Consider the following 16,364-nt stretch of genomic DNA (forward strand, 5'->3'; position numbering starts at 1 on the left):
ATGGCAGGTTTCTTTATCGATCGCCCGATTTTTGCGTGGGTGATCGCCATCGTCGTGATGCTGTTCGGCAGTCTCGCGATCAGCAAGTTACCGGTAGAGCGCTACCCGGATATCGCGCCGCCAGTGGTTTCCATTTCTGGTGCTTATCCCGGTGCCTCGGCCAAAGTCATCGAGGACTCGGTGACCCAGGTGATCGAGCAGAATATGAAGGGCCTCGACGGTCTGCTGTATATGTCTGCCACCAGTCAGTCCATTGGTACTGCGGAAGTGACTCTGACGTTTGCCAACGGTACCGACCCGGATATTGCCCAGGTACAGGTACAGAACAAGCTGCAGCTGGCTATGCCGCTGTTGCCTGAAATCGTACAGCGCCAGGGCCTGACCGTGGGTAAAGGCCGCGCCGGCTTCCTGATGGTTGCGGGCTTTGTTTCGACCGACGGCAGCATGAAAAAAGAGGATATCGCGGACTACGTGGTATCCAACTTGGTGGACCCACTCAGCCGGGTGCCCGGCGTGGGCAGTATTCAGGTATTTGGTTCCAAGTACGCCATGCGTATCTGGCTGGACCCGAACAAGCTTGACGCATACAAGCTGACGCCGTCCGACATCATGGCATCCGTGCGCAACCAGAACTCCCAGGTAGCCATTGGCAGCCTCGGCGGCACACCGGCGGTGGACGGTCAGCAGCTGACGGCCAGCATCACCGCGCAAAGCCGTATGCAGACACCGGAAGAATTCCGCAACGTGGTACTGCGGGCAAACCCGGATGGCTCAGTATTGAAGCTGGGGGATGTCGCGCGTGTGGAAATGGGTACCGAGAGCTACGACTTCCTGACCCGTTACAACCGTGCGCCGGCCACCGGTGTGGCGATCTCCCTGGCTACCGGTGCAAACGCGCTGGAAACCGCGGCGGCCGTCAAAGAGAAACTGGCGGAACTTAACTCGAATTTCCCCGCTGGTCTGAAAACGGTGATTCCTTTCGATACCACGCCGTTTGTGGAAGTGTCGATCAAGGGCGTGATCCAGACGCTGGTGGAAGCGGTCATCCTGGTGTTCCTGGTGATGCTGTTGTTCCTGCAGAACCTGCGCGCCACCATCATTCCCACCATTGCCGTGCCCGTAGTATTGCTCGGTACCTTTGGGGTGCTTTCAGTTCTCGGCTTCTCGGTGAATATGCTCACCATGTTCGCCATGGTTCTCGCCATCGGCCTGCTGGTGGATGATGCCATCGTGGTGGTGGAGAACGTTGAGCGGGTGATGCACGAGGAAAAGCTCTCGCCCAAGGAAGCCACCAAGAAATCCATGAAGCAAATTACCGGTGCGCTGATCGGTATCGGGGTGGTGCTGTCGGCGGTGTTCGTGCCTATGGCGTTTATGGACGGTTCTACCGGCATTATTTATCGCCAGTTCTCCGCCACCATTGTTGCCGCCATGACCTTCTCGGTGATTGTTGCGATCGTACTGACACCTGCGCTTTGCGCCACCATGCTGAAGCCCGGTGATCACGGCAGTAAGAAAGGTTTCTTCGGTTGGTTCAACCGCAATTTTGATCGCAGCGCGGCCTCTTACCAGCGTGGCGTGCGCGGTATTCTCGCCCGCAGCGGCCGCTTTATGGTGCTCTTTGTACTGCTGAGCGCGGTCATGGTGTTCCTGTTCGTGCGTTCGCCCAGTTCCTTCCTGCCGGAAGAGGATCAGGGTGTGCTCTTCTCGCTGGTACAAACACCCGTTGGTGCCACCCAGGAGCGCACCATGGAGTCAGTCGAGAAGCTGGAAAACCACTTCCTCGATAATGAATCCGAACTGGTAGAATCTGTATTTTCGGTACAGGGCTTCAGCTTCGCCGGTAGTGGCCAAAACAATGCCATGGCATTTATCAAGCTGACGGATTGGGACAAGCGCGAGGAGGATTCCGAGCAGGCGGGTGCGGTTGCCATGCGTGGCATGGGCGCGCTGAGCCAGATCAAGGATGCCATTGCCTACGCTTTCTCGCCGCCGGCTCTGCCGGAGCTGGGTACCTCTGCCGGTTTTGCGATGTACCTGCAGGACAATGCCAATCTGGGGCATGAAGCGCTGACCAATGCACGTAATCAACTGCTGGGTATGGCTGCACAGAGCCCGCTTTTAGCCGGCGTGCGTCCGAACGGCCAGGAAGATACGCCGCAGTTCAAACTGAAGGTGAACAACGCGAAAGCCGCGTCGCTTGGTGTATCCATTGGCGATATCAACAGCACCCTTGGCGTTGCCTGGGGCGGTCAGTACATCGATGACTTTATCGATCGCGGCCGTATCAAGCGTGTGTACATGCAGGCCGACGCACCTTTCCGGATGAACCCGGAAGACTTCCGCCTGTGGTCCGTGCGCAACAGCAACGGTGAGATGGTTCCGGTATCGTCTTTCGCCACCTTTGACTGGGACTACGGCTCCCCGCGCCTGGAACGCTACAACGGTGTACCGGCGGTGCAGATTCAGGGGCAGGGCGCACCCGGCGTAAGCTCTGGTGATGCCATGGCAGAAATGGAGCGCCTGGTAAGCCAGTTGCCGGAAGGCTTCGGACTGGAGTGGACCGCGCTGTCTTATCAAGAGCAGCAGGCCGGCTCACAGACCACGCTGTTGTACGTATTGTCGGTACTGATCGTATTCCTGTGTCTGGCCGCGCTTTACGAGAGCTGGACGGTGCCGACCGCGGTACTGCTGGTTGCTCCGCTGGGTATTCTCGGTGCGATTGTGGCGAGTAACCTGCGCGGTTTCGAGCGTGACATCTATTTCCAGGTTGCCATGCTCACCACCGTGGGTCTGACCAGTAAGAACGCCATTTTGATCGTGGAGTTTGCCAAGCAGAACCTGGAAGCGGGTATGGAGCTGATTGAAGCCACCATGCATGCAGTGCGCGACCGTCTGCGTCCGATCATCATGACCTCGCTGGCGTTTGGCTTGGGCGTGCTGCCCCTGGCAATTGCGTCCGGCGCCGGCTCCGGTGCCCAGCAAGCCATCGGTACCGGTGTACTCGGGGGCATGATCGTGGGTACTTTGCTGGGTATCTTCTTTATCCCACTGTTCTTCGTGGTGGTGCAGAAGTTGTTCGGGAAAAAGACCGCGCAAAACGCGGACGAAGAATTCATGGGCAAGCTGGGTATTGAGGCCGAAAAGTCTGAAAAGCAGACAGAGCCCGCCTGATCCCATTTAACCAGTCTGTAAACCTTGGCCGGGTAATGCGTAAGCAACCCGGCCTTTTTTGTTTCTGGAATTTCACCGACCAAAACCGCTAGACTGCGGCAATGAAAAAGAAGCAAGAAATCTCTCGGTCGGATTCTCAACCGGACTCGCAATCAGGCTCTCAACCGCATTCTCAGCTACAGGGAAGCCTCACGCTGGGTCGCGACGGCAAGCCGTCGTTTGCTGCGCAACAGGCGCAACTGCTGCGGGCGATTGCCGAGTGCGGCTCCATTTCCGCCGCAGCAAAATCCGTTGGCATCAGCTATAAAACTGCCTGGGATCGTATTGATGCCATGAACAATCTGGCCAGCGCGCCGCTGGTGGTACGCAGCGCCGGTGGCTCCCAGGGCGGTGGAACCGCGCTTACGCAGATGGGGGAGAAGGTTCTCAAGGGGTTTACCGCACTGGAAGCGGAGCACGCACTGTTTCTAGAGCGCGTCGGGCGCAAAGTGCGGGAGTTTGCGGATATCGCGGAATTTGCAGGGGCAGGCACCATGAAAACCAGCGCGCGCAATCAGTTTCGGGGTTCGGTCATTGCGGTCAAACCCGGGGCGGTAAATGCAGAAGTCATTTTGGATATCGGCGCGGAACAACCACTGGTAGCAATCATAACCAATGACAGCATCACCGCCCTTGGATTAGAGGTGGGGGCCACTGCAATTGCCCTGGTAAAGGCGTCCTGGGTGATTCTCGCAAAAGAATCGGGACTGAAAACCAGTGCGCGCAATCAGTTGCGCGGCACCGTGCGTCGCATCGAACAGGGTGCGGTGAACAGTGATGTTTCGCTGGCGCTTGGAAATGGCAAAACCATTGGCGCCATCATTACCAACGAAAGTGTTAAGGAACTGGCACTGGCGGAGGGAGATGAAGCTAGTGCGCTGTTCAAATCCTCCAGTGTGATCCTGATGGTCGAGTAATCGCCTTGTTACTGGTTATCGGACAATCGCAACAGACTTGATCTGCGCCCAGACTTCGCTGCCGGCATGGATGGCCAATTGTTGCAGCGATCGGCGGGTAATACGTGCAATCAGGCGGGTTTCAGTGATTGCGTGAGGTTCTAAGGTCGCCGGAGTTGCGTTGGTGATGGGTTTCAAGCGCAGCAGCACCATCGCCGGATCGCGATCTGCACTGATTTCCTGTACCCGAACTGACACACGGTTGAGGATGCTGGTCCGGGTATCTTGCTCAAGCGTCAGGCTGATATCGCGCGCCAGAATGCGCACACGAATGTCCTCACCAATCGCTTCCCCACTATCCCGCAACCACAAATTGCCGCCGTCAAATTGCGCCCGCGCCAAGTGCCATTCACTGTTGCGCTCGGCAATTTTCGCTTGCACCAATACGCCCAAGTCGTCCCCGAGTTGCACCGGGAAGTCTGTCCGCGACAGGATTTCCGTTGCCGGTCCTTCATTCAGGATTTTTCCGTTTTCCATTAACAGCAGGTGATCTGCCAGGCGGGCAATCTCATCCACCGAGTGGCTGACATAAAGAACGGGTATGTCCAGTGTTCGGTGCAGTTTCTCCAGGTAGGGCAATATGTCCCGCTTTCGCATCTGATCCAGCGAAGCGAGGGGTTCATCCATCAGCAGCAGGCGCGGTTTCACCATTAGCGCACGGGCGATAGCGACACGTTGTTGTTCGCCACCGGAAAGTGCGGCCGGGTATTGGTTCAGCAAATGCTCAATACCCATCAGTGCGTTCACCTGCTCGTACTCCGCAATCGTTACGTTTTCCCAAGCACGTTTGCGCGCAAACGCCAGATTACCTGCTGCGGTCAGATGCGGAAACAGACTCGGTTGCTGAAACACATATCCGAGCGGCCGCTTGTGCACCGCCAGTGCCTTTTGCGGCTTGTGAACCGACTGCCACTGTGCGCCATTGACAGAGAGGCTGCCATTTTCACAGGGTTGCAGTCCGGCAATGCAGCGGAGCAGGGTGGTTTTACCGGAGCCTGAAGGGCCAAAGATGCCGGTAACACCACGTCCTGGTAACGCCAGCTGAACATCCAGGGAAAATTGCCGGTTATTCGCCTGGCTCGGCATAGGTAGATAGAAGTGTCCGGTAATTCCTTCGACTGACCGGGTGTCTTTACCGCGCTCAAACGCCATAGCGCACCCCCAGAGCCGACTTGCGCTGCTGGAGCAGATACAGTGCCAGCAACACCACAAAGGAAAATACGATCATCGCCGCCGACAGCCAGTGGGCCTGGGTGTATTCCAGCGCTTCGACGTGGTCGTAAATCTGGACGGAGACCACGCGGGTCTCTCCGGGAATATTACCGCCGATCATCAGAACCACGCCGAATTCACCGACAGTGTGAGCAAACCCGAGTACCGACGCGGTAAGAATGCCGGGTTTGGCCAGGGGGAGGGTCACATGCCAAAAGCGGTTCCACGGGCTGGCTCCCAATGTTGCAGCCACTTCATCGGGCCGTGTTCCCTGCGCCTCAATGGCATTCTGAATGGGCTGTACCACAAACGGCAATGAGTAGAGCAGTGAGGCCACGACCAATCCCCAGAAGGTAAAGGGCAGGGTGCCCAGTCCGAGCATCTCGGTGAATTGTCCCATGGGGCCAGACGGGCCCATAAAAATGAGCAGATAAAAACCGAGTACCGTTGGCGGCAATACTAACGGTAGCGCCACCAGTGCGCTTACCGGGCCTTTAAAGAGAGAACGGGTTTTTGCAAGCCACAGTGCCAGTGGAGTACCGAGTAGCAACAGCAAAATCGTAACGGTTGTGGCAAGCCGCAGTGTTAACCCGATGGCTGCGAGGTCGGCGTCACTCAACATGTTCATCCCCGGCTTGTGAGGGGGTGCTGTAACCGTAGGCGCGAATGATTGCGTGCACCTCGGGGCTTTGTATAAATCGCCAGAATTCCTGTAGCGCCGGTATACCAGCGGCGCCCTTGAGAATGACCGCGTCCTGTCGGATCGGCTTGTAAAGCTTGGAAGGAGGGATCCACGCGGAACCTTCGGCGATGTGGCCTTGCTTGAGAATCTGCGACAGCGCTACCAGCCCCAAATCTGCATTGCCGCTCGCCACAAACTGATAGGTCTGGGAGATATTTTCTCCCTGCACCCAGCGCGCACGGGTTAGCTCTTCCAGTTCGAGATGTTGCAGCACTTCCAGCGCTGCCGCGCCGTATGGGGCTAGCTTGGGGTTGGCCAGTGCAAGCTTGTTGTATTCGTTGCCCTTGAGCACTTCTCCGTCAGCGCCCACAAACCCGGGCTTAATGGACCATAGTGCCAGCTTGCCTTCGGCATAGGTGTAACGGCTGTCGGCGTCAGCGAGTTTCCGTTCTATTAACTGCGCAGGCTTCGCCTGGTCGGCAGAAAAAAATGCCTGGTAGGGTGCCCCATGGCTGATCTGGGCGAAGATTTTCCCGGAAGAACCAAATGCCAGCGTCACCTTGTGACCGCTGTCTTGCTCAAATTGTTTGGCAATATCACGCATGGGCGCGGTGAAATTTGAGGCTACCGCGATGATCAACTCGTCCGCCCGCGTCATTGTCGGGGAGAGCAACCATAAAAGAAGTAATGCGCGCACTGTTGCGCCCCTAAAGCCCGATCCCTGCACCAAAATCCTCACCCAAGCCCCCATTTAACGTCGCTTCCGGAGTCGTTATATATTTGGGTATATAGCGAATAATGGCAAGCTCCAACTCGCCTTCCAGCGGTTGGGTGAGCCGCTAAACCCGAGAAGTTAGCGGCGATGAATTGGGGTAAGCGGCTGGTGTACAGAAGCGTTGCGCCGGTGAATCTCTTATTTCGTGTGCGAGGTGTTCCATTTATGGAACGATTCCGTTATAAAGCGTTCCTTATATCGAACGACTGCGGGAACTGCAGGTGGACAAACTCTCTCTCGATACCCTGGGGCGACATCTTCAGAACCTGAGGATGGCTCGCGGTATCTCGCTCTCACAGCTCGCGGCGGCAGCCGGCATTGCCAAGTCAAACCTGTCTCGCCTGGAGCAGGGCAATGGAAATCCTACCCTCGATACTATTTGGCGTATTGCTGTGCAGCTGGAGGTGCCCTTCAGTCAGCTGGTCGAGCCAATGACATCACCGGTAGAAGATGAAGGAGTACAGGTGCGGCTGATCGACCGTGGCGGCGACAACCCCCAAGTCGACGCCTACTGGATGTCATGTGCTCCGCAGACCCTGCGTGTTGCCGAGACGCATACTCCTGGCGCGAGAGAGTCGGTAATGGTCATCAGTGGTGTGCTGGAAGCCGGACTCGAGGGTGATACCAGACTACTGGGCCCGGGTGAGAGTCATAGTTTCCCGGCCGATCATCCTCACCTCTATCGAACCGGAGATGCCTGGGCCACGCTGCTGGTTACGATCGTTTACGCTGCTCGCGGAGAAGAAACGCCGTGAGCTTGCAGGCTGAGACTAGCAACAATCGCCCTTGGCTGATGGGGGTACGCGAATCCGTTCCTTTGCTGGGTGGCTATATTCCAGTGGCGATTTCTTTTGGGCTTATTGCGGTCCAGTCCGGATTCAGTAGCTGGGAAGCCGTTGCCATCTCCGTGCTGATATACGCCGGTGCATCCCAGTTCCTGTTTGTCGCCATGGTCGCCTCCGGTGCTCCCCTGTGGTTTGTGGTGGTGATGACGCTGCTGATTAACGCGCGCCATGTCATTTATGGGCCCAATCTGGTTCCCTGGCTGACCGGTAGCCGCTGGTGGCCCTGGTTGATGCACGGACTTACGGATCAAATCTTCGCTCTGGCGCATACGCGCTTGCCGCAACTTGCCCCGGACGCGCGAATTGGCTGGTTCTTCGGTAGTAGCTTGCTGGCCTGGTTCAGCTGGATTGGTGGCACGGCGCTTGGGGCTGTAGCGGGTAAGGAATTGACACAACAGTGGCCGTTATTTGCCGAGGTGATGCCATTTGCCTTGCCGGCGCTTTTCCTGGTGCTGTTGGCACCTCGGTTTACCTCCCGGCTGTGGTCGCTTGCGCTCGGTAGCACGGTGGTGGTTGCGCTGGTCTTTTCACTGAATGGCATGACGAATGCGGCAATTCCGGTTGCCGCGATTGCCGGCGCTGTGGTCTTTTTCGGGTTAGGCGCGCTCAAGTAGCAATATAAGAGAGAAGTAGAGTGGACACTGGACTAGCGAGTGGACTGGGGGCTGGAATGGGGGCTGAACTCTGGGCAGCATTGATTGCCGCGGCGATCGGGACCTACCTGATGCGCGCACTTCCTCTGGTTTGGATGCGGCGCCATCTGCTGCGGCGCAGCACCAAGAATACCCTGGAGGCCATGCCAACCTGGCTCAGTGTGCTCGGGCCGCTTATGATCGCGGCCATGTTTGGCGTGTCACTGGTGCCGAGCAAGCTCAGTTTGGCGTCGGGCCTGGCGACAGTATTCGGAGTACTGGTAACGATGGTGGTCTGGCAGAAAACCAGATCTCTGGGGTGGCCGGTGTTGGCCGGTGTCGCTGTTTACGGGGTTGTGATTTTCCTGGCCAGTTTCCTTGTCTGATTTTCAGGTTATGCGGTAGTTGCCACACTCTTTAGCTTTGATGCTGGTCGTCATCGACCGGCCCGGCAGGATCAGCGCTGATTGCGGCCATTTTTTCCATTAGCGCGGTTGCGGCATTGTCGGTCAGCCGCTGCCCCTCTTCGATGTACTCCCACACCGTTGCATCACTCTTCCAGCCGCCTTGCTTTTTGATCAATTCAAAATCTACCTTTTCACGTGCCGCGGAGGTGGATAGCCCTCGGCGGAAGCTGTGGCTGCTCAGGTTGCCAATAAAGTCAAAGCCACACTCAGCGCCCAGTTGCTTCAGTAGCTGATTGATTGCGCCTGGGTTGAGTGGCTTGCGCTGAACCTGATCCCAGCGGTTTACCGCACAGAATACGGGTCCTTCCGTAATATTGGCTGCCGCCAACCAATCTCTGAGGGCGGATGCCGGGCACACCGATTTGTTGCCGAAGGGGAGGGCGCGCTGCATGCCCTGGCCCGTCTGGTCTGTCTTTGATCGCGGCAAATGCACAATCAGGCCATCCTCCTCCCATATCAGATCTTCAACCCGAATCGCGACCAGCTCGCTGCGTCGAAATGCTCCAAAGAAGCCGACCAAGATCAATGCCAGGTCCCGATACTTTTTCCTGCTGTCCGTGCGTGCGCGCAGGTAGTTTGCCATTTGCGCGATGTGCTCCAGTCGCAGGGCCTTTGCCTTTTGTTTGGGCTTGGCGTGAAGGCGGCGGATGCCATTCATGGTCTTCTGCACCAGCGGTTCCTGGGCCGGGTTTGCGATGCCCTGATAGTGGTGCCACTGCCCGATAGCGGTCAGGTGTAAATCAAGAGTCCGTGGATTCAGTGTTTGCGCCCGGCCAAGTAGGTATTGGGTCAAGGTTTCGCTGTCCGTCGGTAGTCGTCCGCCCCACTTTTCGAATTGCCGGATTGCGGAACGGTATGCCTTGCGGGTGCTTTCTGAGGTGGCGGCATTCAGGTACGCCTGCACGGTTTCCCTGGGCAGTTGTTTGCGGGGTTCCGGCGTATCGAGTCGGGCGGATTCAAGGCTTGGCGATTCGAGGCTTGGCGATTCGAGGCTTGGCAGTTCGAGAGGAGACTTTTCCATATCCAGGGTCGTGTCCAAAAGTTGGATTCTGTACTGGTGAGGCGGGTATTTTCTCACACTAAGAAAACATAACCCACGATAAGTTTAATTATCGTTGGTTAGAAATTCGATGTTAAAAGGTAAGCAAAAAAGAAAGAATTATGTATTATTACGTAACATGTAATACAGTACGAAATTAACCGAAACCGAGAATAAAGGAATCGGCCAGTTCGGCCGACAAGGAACCAAAATGGCACGTACAGGCGTCAACTATTTCGATATCGTCCAGGCAGCAGACACCATCAAGCAGCGCGGCGAAGAGCCAACCGTCGATCGCGTGCGGGAGGAGCTGGGTACCGGTAGCAAAAGCACGATTGCGCCCTTGCTGAAGCGCTGGAAAGCGGAAACGGGCAATGCCCAAAGTGAAATTGGCGGTCTGCCGAAAGATCTGGTGGATGCGTTAAAGGGTCTGCAACAGCGTATTCAAGACGATGCTGATCGCAGAATAGATACCGTACGTGAAGAATCCGAGGAAGCGCTGGAACTTGTGCGGGCAGAACTTGTGCAGGCGCGAGTAGTTCTCGCGGAGCGTAGCGCCAGCCTGCAGGAGCTGGAACAAAAGCTGGGTAGTTCTGAAGAAAGCAATCGGGAATTACACAAATCTCTGGATGAATCGCGAGCAGCTCTGGCTAAAAGTGAATTTCAGCGGGAGGAGGCGGGCGTGCGGATTGCCGAACTCCGCAATAGCGTCGATGAACTCAAGCAGGAGAATCGTACGGTAAGAGAGCACTTCGAGTTTTTTCAGCAGCGAATCGCCGATGATCGCCAGCAGGAGCGGGACCAGTTTCGCCAGAGCACCGCGCAACTGAACGGGCAGATCGCCCATCTGAATGAGCAGCTATCCGTTGCCGGGCGACGCCTTGATGAACGTGAACAGCAGTTTGCGGAGCTGGGTTCTCGCAGCGCAGCGCAGGCTTCAGAACTGCAGCTGGCGCAACAGGCGCTCACTGCCGAGCGCGCGGAACTTGACTCAATGCGGCAGCACCATAACGCGCAGGCGATTAAATTGCAGGAAAGTGCCGCGGAAATCGCGCAGCTGAGAGATCAGGTTGCCGGTCTGTCGAGCAGCAATGCGGCCTGTACCCGGGAGTCCGAGCTGCAGCGCCAAGCGTGCAGTAAACTGGAAATCGAGATTAAGCGGTTGCGCGAGAACTTGACGTCACTGCGTATGGAACACCAACAGGCGCTTCAGGAAAAGGCGGAGCTGAAAGGTCAACTGGTGCAGCTGGAACGCGCAGTGCAGACACAGGACACTGCGTTGCAGCCGTAGTTCGGTAAGGGCGCTCTATACCTTTTCATTGGAGTCTGTAAGTATGCGGCCTGAACCGCGACTAATAACGAGCAAGTATAGAAAACGGCAATAATATGAGTGATTCAGAGGGCAGTGACAGTTTCGTGGAGGAGGGAAGCTCCGGTGTCGAGCGTGACGCCGCTGTTTCTGGTCCCTCTGGCGCCACCGTAGAAGAACAGCTGGTTGATCCGCAGTTTCTGGCGGAATTACGTGCTCAGATGCTCAAATTTGCGCGCCTGCAGCTGCGCGATGACGATCAAGCGGAAGATGCGGTGCAGGAAGCGCTAGCCGGGGCGCTGAAAAATATCGAGTCCTTTGCCCGCCAGTCGGCCCTGAATACCTGGGTCTTCTCGATTCTCAAATTCAAAATTGCCGATGCCCTGCGCTACCGTCAGCGGGTTATTGCCTCCAGTCAGCTCGGCGACGAGGAGCAGCGGGAGCAACAATTTATGGATGCCCTGTTTAAGACCAATGGTCACTGGCACCGGGCAGAGCGTCCGACCAGCTGGAATGGCCCGCAGGGGGGCGTGCAGAGCGACCACTTCTGGCGAGTATTTGATGCCTGCTTGAATGGCTTGCCGGAAAAGCAGGCGCGGGTGTTTATGATGCGGGAATTTATCGAGCTGGAATCCGAGGAAATCTGCAGTCAGTTGGCGCTGTCTACCAGTAACCTTCATGTGATTCTGTACCGCGCCAGGTTGCGCTTGCGTGAATGCCTGGAGAACAGCTGGTTTGAAACGTCCGCAGCAAGATCGAGAGGAGAATCCACGGCATGATGAACTGCAAACAAGCCTCTCGATTGCTCTCGGAACAGCTGGAGCGACCATTACACGGGGGTGAAAAACTCCAGCTGAAATTGCATCTGCTGATGTGTCGTGGCTGTCGCAATTTCGGCGATCAGATGCGCACCTTGCGCCAGCTGTCGAAAGGCTACGCGAAGACAGCATCTGAGGCGGACGGGAAAGATGGAGCCACACGTGGCAGCTCCGATCTAGACTCTTGAGCTTAAACGGGTGCTTCGACTGACTCTAAAGCGCCACCTGCAGGGCCAGCCTTGGCCCCATACCAGAACAGGTAGAAGTCCTCGGTAACCTTCTGTTCGATATTCGTCGCCTCTTCACGAGGGCAGAACAGGGTGATCGTCAATACGTCGTGTCCAAGTTCGCTGGTGCTGAACTTGATTTTCGGCTCGGTGCCAGCCAGATCAACGCCCATACGACTCTCGATCAATTTGCAGTAGCGTTCGGCCACATCCTTGAAGGATTCACAGTGCTCCAGTACGCGCTCGGTGATGTAGGGCTTGATGGCGAATGGATTATCGCCCTTGTTCTCACGCACGATGGCAAAGGTATGCTCAATGTAGCGGCGCATGAAATTCAGGTTTTTTACCGGTTGGGTGAAGAACACGTTGTTGGGCACATACAGGGTGGTACCGGTATACCCGTTACCGAGGCCGTGCGGATCAATTTCCAGCAGGGTGGTGCTCAGCCAGTTGTTGTCGATGACCTCGCCAAACTGATCACCAATCCGCACCCAGTCGCCAATGGTGAAAGAGCGCATACTGGCCTGGTAGAGCCCTCCCACAAGGCAGGCGACTACATCCCGAAGCGCAATGACAATGGCCACCGAAAACGCTGCGATCGACAGCGCAAAATCCCGTAATTCAGAAACCCAGATTGCAAAAAGACTGATCACCATCAGCAGGTTGCTGAAGTTATGCACCATGTGAATTCGGCGCCGAACATCCTGACGCGCCCAGCCGGACTTCTTGAATAGAAGCGTCAGCAGGAAGCGCAATAGAATTACCGTGGCAATGAGCAGCAGGCTCAACACCAGCTTGTTGTCCGCAAACTTATGGTACAGCTCGATCAACATGAAAAACCCAGGACGCTCGGTGAAAAATCAGGAGGGATAAATCAGTTTAGCCAGTCACCGCGGCAAACCGAGGCTGGATGTTAAACAGCCGTTAGGTGTAATACAAGGGCGCGGAAATCCACCGGTAGTCGCAGAGTCTGTCAAAACCCCGTGATGGTGGTCAGTTGATACTGACCGCAGCAGCATCATCGGCAAAGCTGAGATAGAAGGACATATATTTGTGCATGGCACTGATCGTTGGCAGGTCACTACCCATGGTTTCCAACAGCTCCGGATGAAACGCGATCAGCTGCGCCATTCCCAGGTGATGGTCACCGGCAGACTCCTGGGACAGCGCATCAGCCGTTACCTCTGCGGTGCGCTCTGCCATTTTGGGCGCAGCGCCGTTTTCGATCAGTGTATCCTTGAGTGCGGCGATAAAACGTTGGAAATGCGGCGCTTCCGCGGAAAACAGTTCGATGGCGTTAAATATTTTCTGTCCAATTGACATGGTAATCTCCCCCGAGAAAATGAGGGCGCATCCTAGCGGAATCGCTAATGGGAACATACGTCCCAAAGGGCTAACACCATGAATTCAATGACAATATTTTCGCGCGACAGCAACAGGCGGACGAGCGGCTTATGACGGACGTCACACTTCACCTATGGGGAGCGCGCACCTGAAACCTCTACGAAACCCATTTCGCATGCTGCCCGCCACCGTTCGGCTACTGCTCGCCAGTGTTGCCACAAGCCTGCTGCTGCTTGTGACAGGCTACATCGTCTATTTAAACCGTGGCCCAGAGCTGCCGATCTGGCTGACGACCGAGCTGGATGAGGAGTTCACCGAGGAGACACAAGTAGCCAGCTTCACGGAATACTTGGCGCTGGAAGACCGATTGTTTGCGCAACTTGACCGAGAAATTTACGCGAAAACGGCCCCGGCCACTGAGAGCAGTTTCAATCGCTACCAGAGGGGCAGTTTGGCGGACCCCGCACGCTGGTCGCCCAACTGGAATCGCAGTTTCCTGTTGGAGCGGAACAATCCCCACGCAATGGTATTGCTGTTGCACGGACTCACCGATGCTCCCTATAGCCTTCGTCACCTGGGGCAGCGGTTCCACGAATCCGGCGCCACGGTGCTGGGGCTTCGAATCCCGGGGCACGGAACAGCGCCGTCCGGGCTGACCACCGTCAGCTGGCAAGATATGGCGGCGGCCGTCAAGCTCGCAATGCGCCATCTGGCGGAAACCGGAGAAGGGCGCCCCATCTACATCGTCGGCTATTCCAATGGCGCGGCACTTGGGATCCACTACGCGCTTAGCACGCTGGACAACCCCGAATTACCGCGGGTTGAGAAGCTTGTGCTGTTATCCCCGGAAATCGGTATCTCACCGGTGGCGGCACTGGCGGTATGGCAGGCCCGGGTTGGGCATTTCCTGGGGATGGACAAGGTAGCCTGGGATAGCGTGCATTCGCTGGAATACGAGCCCTTCAAATACGGATCCTTTGCCATCAATGCCGCTGCGCTTTCTCACGAGATTACCAGGGAGATCAAAAAGCGTGTCAGAGCGCTTTCCAAAGAGCGTGCGCTCGGTGACATGCCTCCCATCCTCTCGTTTGCATCGGTGGTTGACGCCACGGTAGAGGCGACCGCCGTGGTGGAGCATCTCTACAACCTGCTGCCAGAAGGCGGGCATCAACTGGTGCTCTTCGACATCAATCGCCAGGTGCAAATAGAGCCGCTTCTGACATGGAAACCAGACCGGATGCTCGCCGCGATTCAGCAGGCTCCGCACCGCAACTACACCCTGACCATGGTAACCAACGCTGGCAGAGGTTCTGCGGATGTCGTCGCTCGCCACTGGCCAGAAGGAGAGCAGGGCGGCCATCTTCAAGAGTCGCTGGGCCTGCGCTGGCCGAAGAATATCTATTCTCTCTCCCATGTCGCCTTGCCTTTTCCGCCAGACGACAGCATTTACGGCGGGCGCCCCGAGGGTAAGGGGCCCGGAATTCAATTGGGTGGCTTGGCTCTGCGCGGCGAACGCGGTGCTTTGCGTATCAGCGCTGCCGCGCAATTGCGATTACGTTGGAATCCATTCTATTCATGGCAGGAGGATCACACTGTGCATTTTCTCAATATGACTCCTTCATCTGGCGCATCCCCATCAGAGAATCTCCACGTCAGTGAAAGAATTCGCAAACATGACCAGTAACGTGCCGGAGAATCAAACTCACAAACGCCTTCTGTTGGTCGGTGCAACGGGCCTGGTCGGCAAAGAAGTGATACGGCAAGCATTAAGTAACCCGCAGGTTGTGTCCGTGGTCGCCCCGGTGAGGCGCCCGTTAACCGTATACCCCTCGTTAAACGCACACCCTAAATTACATGCGCCCATCGTGGACTTCGATCAGCTATCAGGGCAAGAGGGCTGGTGGGAGGCAGACGCGGTGATCTGCACCCTCGGTACTACGATGCGCAAAGCGGCTTCTCGTGAAGCATTATTCAAGGTGGATCACGACTACCCATTGGCGGTTGCGCACTTCGCCAGACTGTACGGCACACCAACTTATGCACTCAATTCTGCCGTCGGGGCTGATCCGGACTCGCGCTTTTTCTATAACCGAACCAAGGGAAAGGTTGAACATGCGCTGCAAGGCGTTGGGTTCGAATCCTTGACCTTTGTGCGTCCGGGATTGATTGGCGGGCAGCGTGATGAGTTTCGTTTCGGTGAGCGTCTGGCGACGGTACTTCTCAAGGTTACCGGGCCCATATTGCCGCGACGTTGGCGTATTAACCCGGCGGAGAAGATCGCGGGCGCGCTGCTGGATGCAGCACTCCGGGCCCCACCGGGTGTCCATATCGTCGATTCCGCTGAGCTGGCGTGAGTGCAAGTAAGGCTCCGTTCGCCAAATATTGACAAATGGAGCCTGAACAAAGTGTTTTACCGCTTAGCGCAACAATGCGGAGAGAATTCGGCTGATCAACTCTCCCTGGCGAGTACAGCCGGTTTTTTCGAAGATTTTCTTCAGTTGATTTCGCACTGTGGCCACACTGCGTCCCCTGAAATCGGCGATCGTCTGGATATCCTGGCCGTTGGCGAGGCTTTCACAGATTTGTGCTTCAAGGAATGCATGAAAGCCGCTGCGATTGGTCAATGAGCCATAGAGCGCGAGAATCAGGCTGTGTTCTTGTTCGAGTACTGAAGCCATATGGGGAACTATTTGATGTAATCCGTTGATTTTAGCGAAGCGGAAGCTGACCCTCTACAATCATAGCGTGCCATACAATTGTGCGCATAATATAGATTATGTTAAGTGAATGCCGTTTTAGAAGTGTTGCATTCTAATTGTTCAGCACCTGAATATCTCCTAGTAGA

The 16,364-nt window shown here is 56.2% G+C and carries 17 protein-coding genes; 10 read left to right on the forward strand and 7 right to left on the reverse strand.

All coding sequences use genetic code 11. The features are described 5' to 3' along the window. Both M0G74_RS05650 and M0G74_RS05655 read left to right on the forward strand, forming a co-directional pair. A complete protein-coding gene (locus tag M0G74_RS05650) occupies positions 1-3,174 on the forward strand; it encodes an efflux RND transporter permease subunit (RefSeq protein WP_248215502.1) in 3,174 nt (1,057 codons plus the stop codon). A 101-nt stretch (positions 3,175-3,275) separates the two neighbouring features. Further along, on the forward strand, positions 3,276-4,130 hold the full coding sequence (locus tag M0G74_RS05655) for a TOBE domain-containing protein (RefSeq protein ID WP_248215504.1): 855 nt from the start codon (positions 3,276-3,278) through the stop codon (positions 4,128-4,130). Between the two features lie 15 nt (positions 4,131-4,145). Here M0G74_RS05655 and modC read toward each other — a convergent pair whose 3' ends face one another. The 3 genes from modC to modA are packed head-to-tail and all read right to left on the reverse strand — an operon-like array spanning position 4,146 to position 6,760. Beyond that, positions 4,146-5,321 (reverse strand): molybdenum ABC transporter ATP-binding protein, encoded by a 1,176-nt coding sequence (gene modC, locus M0G74_RS05660; RefSeq protein WP_248215506.1) that lies wholly within the window; start codon positions 5,319-5,321, stop codon positions 4,146-4,148. Continuing rightward, complete coding sequence (gene modB, locus M0G74_RS05665) at positions 5,311-6,009, reverse strand: molybdate ABC transporter permease subunit (RefSeq protein ID WP_248215511.1); 699 nt, start codon at positions 6,007-6,009, stop codon at positions 5,311-5,313. The genes modC and modB overlap by 11 nt, the downstream gene beginning before the upstream one ends. Then, positions 5,993-6,760: a molybdate ABC transporter substrate-binding protein gene (gene modA, locus M0G74_RS05670; protein ID WP_248215512.1), complete on the reverse strand. Its 768-nt coding sequence runs from the start codon at positions 6,758-6,760 to the stop codon at positions 5,993-5,995. The genes modB and modA overlap by 17 nt, the downstream gene beginning before the upstream one ends. Positions 6,761-7,059: 299 nt before the next feature. Between modA and M0G74_RS05675 the strand changes: the two genes are divergently transcribed. Genes M0G74_RS05675 through M0G74_RS05685 form a run of 3 tightly spaced genes read left to right on the forward strand, consistent with a single transcriptional unit; the run spans position 7,060 to position 8,701 of the window. Continuing rightward, a complete protein-coding gene (locus M0G74_RS05675; protein WP_248215514.1) occupies positions 7,060-7,593 on the forward strand; it encodes an XRE family transcriptional regulator in 534 nt (177 codons plus the stop codon). Further along, positions 7,590-8,297: an AzlC family ABC transporter permease gene (locus M0G74_RS05680; RefSeq protein WP_248215516.1), complete on the forward strand. Its 708-nt coding sequence runs from the start codon at positions 7,590-7,592 to the stop codon at positions 8,295-8,297. The genes M0G74_RS05675 and M0G74_RS05680 overlap by 4 nt, the downstream gene beginning before the upstream one ends. A 56-nt stretch (positions 8,298-8,353) precedes the next feature. Further along, entirely contained in the window at positions 8,354-8,701 is a 348-nt protein-coding gene (locus M0G74_RS05685; RefSeq protein WP_248215518.1) for an AzlD domain-containing protein, read from the forward strand. Positions 8,702-8,732: 31 nt separating this feature from the next. Here M0G74_RS05685 and M0G74_RS05690 read toward each other — a convergent pair whose 3' ends face one another. Continuing rightward, positions 8,733-9,809, reverse strand: coding sequence for a tyrosine-type recombinase/integrase (locus M0G74_RS05690; RefSeq protein ID WP_248216165.1), 1,077 nt, complete (start codon positions 9,807-9,809; stop codon positions 8,733-8,735). 223 nt (positions 9,810-10,032) lie between these two features. On the opposite strand from M0G74_RS05690, the gene M0G74_RS05695 reads away from it, so the two are divergent. From M0G74_RS05695 to M0G74_RS05705, 3 genes are all read left to right on the forward strand, one after another. Beyond that, a complete protein-coding gene (locus M0G74_RS05695; protein ID WP_248215525.1) occupies positions 10,033-11,112 on the forward strand; it encodes a DNA-binding protein in 1,080 nt (359 codons plus the stop codon). A 95-nt stretch (positions 11,113-11,207) separates the two neighbouring features. Continuing rightward, positions 11,208-11,909 carry an RNA polymerase factor sigma-70 gene (locus M0G74_RS05700; RefSeq protein ID WP_248215527.1) on the forward strand — a complete coding sequence of 234 codons (702 nt, stop codon included), beginning with the start codon at positions 11,208-11,210 and terminating at the stop codon, positions 11,907-11,909. Next, positions 11,909-12,136, forward strand: coding sequence for a zf-HC2 domain-containing protein (locus tag M0G74_RS05705; RefSeq protein WP_248216166.1), 228 nt, complete (start codon positions 11,909-11,911; stop codon positions 12,134-12,136). The genes M0G74_RS05700 and M0G74_RS05705 overlap by 1 nt, the downstream gene beginning before the upstream one ends. A 2-nt stretch (positions 12,137-12,138) precedes the next feature. Here the strand turns inward: M0G74_RS05705 and M0G74_RS05710 are convergent, their stop codons facing one another. Continuing rightward, positions 12,139-13,008 carry a mechanosensitive ion channel domain-containing protein gene (locus M0G74_RS05710; RefSeq protein WP_248215529.1) on the reverse strand — a complete coding sequence of 290 codons (870 nt, stop codon included), beginning with the start codon at positions 13,006-13,008 and terminating at the stop codon, positions 12,139-12,141. A gap of 160 nt (positions 13,009-13,168) precedes the next feature. After that, positions 13,169-13,498, reverse strand: a complete 330-nt coding sequence (locus M0G74_RS05715; RefSeq protein WP_248215536.1) for a hypothetical protein — start codon at positions 13,496-13,498, stop codon at positions 13,169-13,171. A 196-nt stretch (positions 13,499-13,694) separates the two neighbouring features. Between M0G74_RS05715 and M0G74_RS05720 the strand changes: the two genes are divergently transcribed. Together M0G74_RS05720 and M0G74_RS05725 are read left to right on the forward strand one after the other, a co-directional pair. Then, a complete protein-coding gene (locus M0G74_RS05720) occupies positions 13,695-15,203 on the forward strand; it encodes an alpha/beta fold hydrolase (protein ID WP_248215538.1) in 1,509 nt (502 codons plus the stop codon). Then, positions 15,193-15,873, forward strand: coding sequence for an NAD(P)H-binding protein (locus tag M0G74_RS05725; protein ID WP_248215540.1), 681 nt, complete (start codon positions 15,193-15,195; stop codon positions 15,871-15,873). The genes M0G74_RS05720 and M0G74_RS05725 overlap by 11 nt, the downstream gene beginning before the upstream one ends. 63 nt (positions 15,874-15,936) lie before the next feature. On the opposite strand, the gene M0G74_RS05730 is transcribed toward M0G74_RS05725, so the two are convergent. Further along, the gene (locus M0G74_RS05730) at positions 15,937-16,197 is read right to left on the reverse strand and encodes a hypothetical protein (RefSeq protein ID WP_248215542.1); all 261 of its coding nucleotides are present in this window, start codon (positions 16,195-16,197) and stop codon (positions 15,937-15,939) included. Positions 16,198-16,364: the final 167 nt, after the last annotated feature.

Origin of the sequence: Microbulbifer sp. CAU 1566 (genome assembly GCF_023156515.1) — a bacterium.
Classification (GTDB): domain Bacteria; phylum Pseudomonadota; class Gammaproteobacteria; order Pseudomonadales; family Cellvibrionaceae; genus Microbulbifer.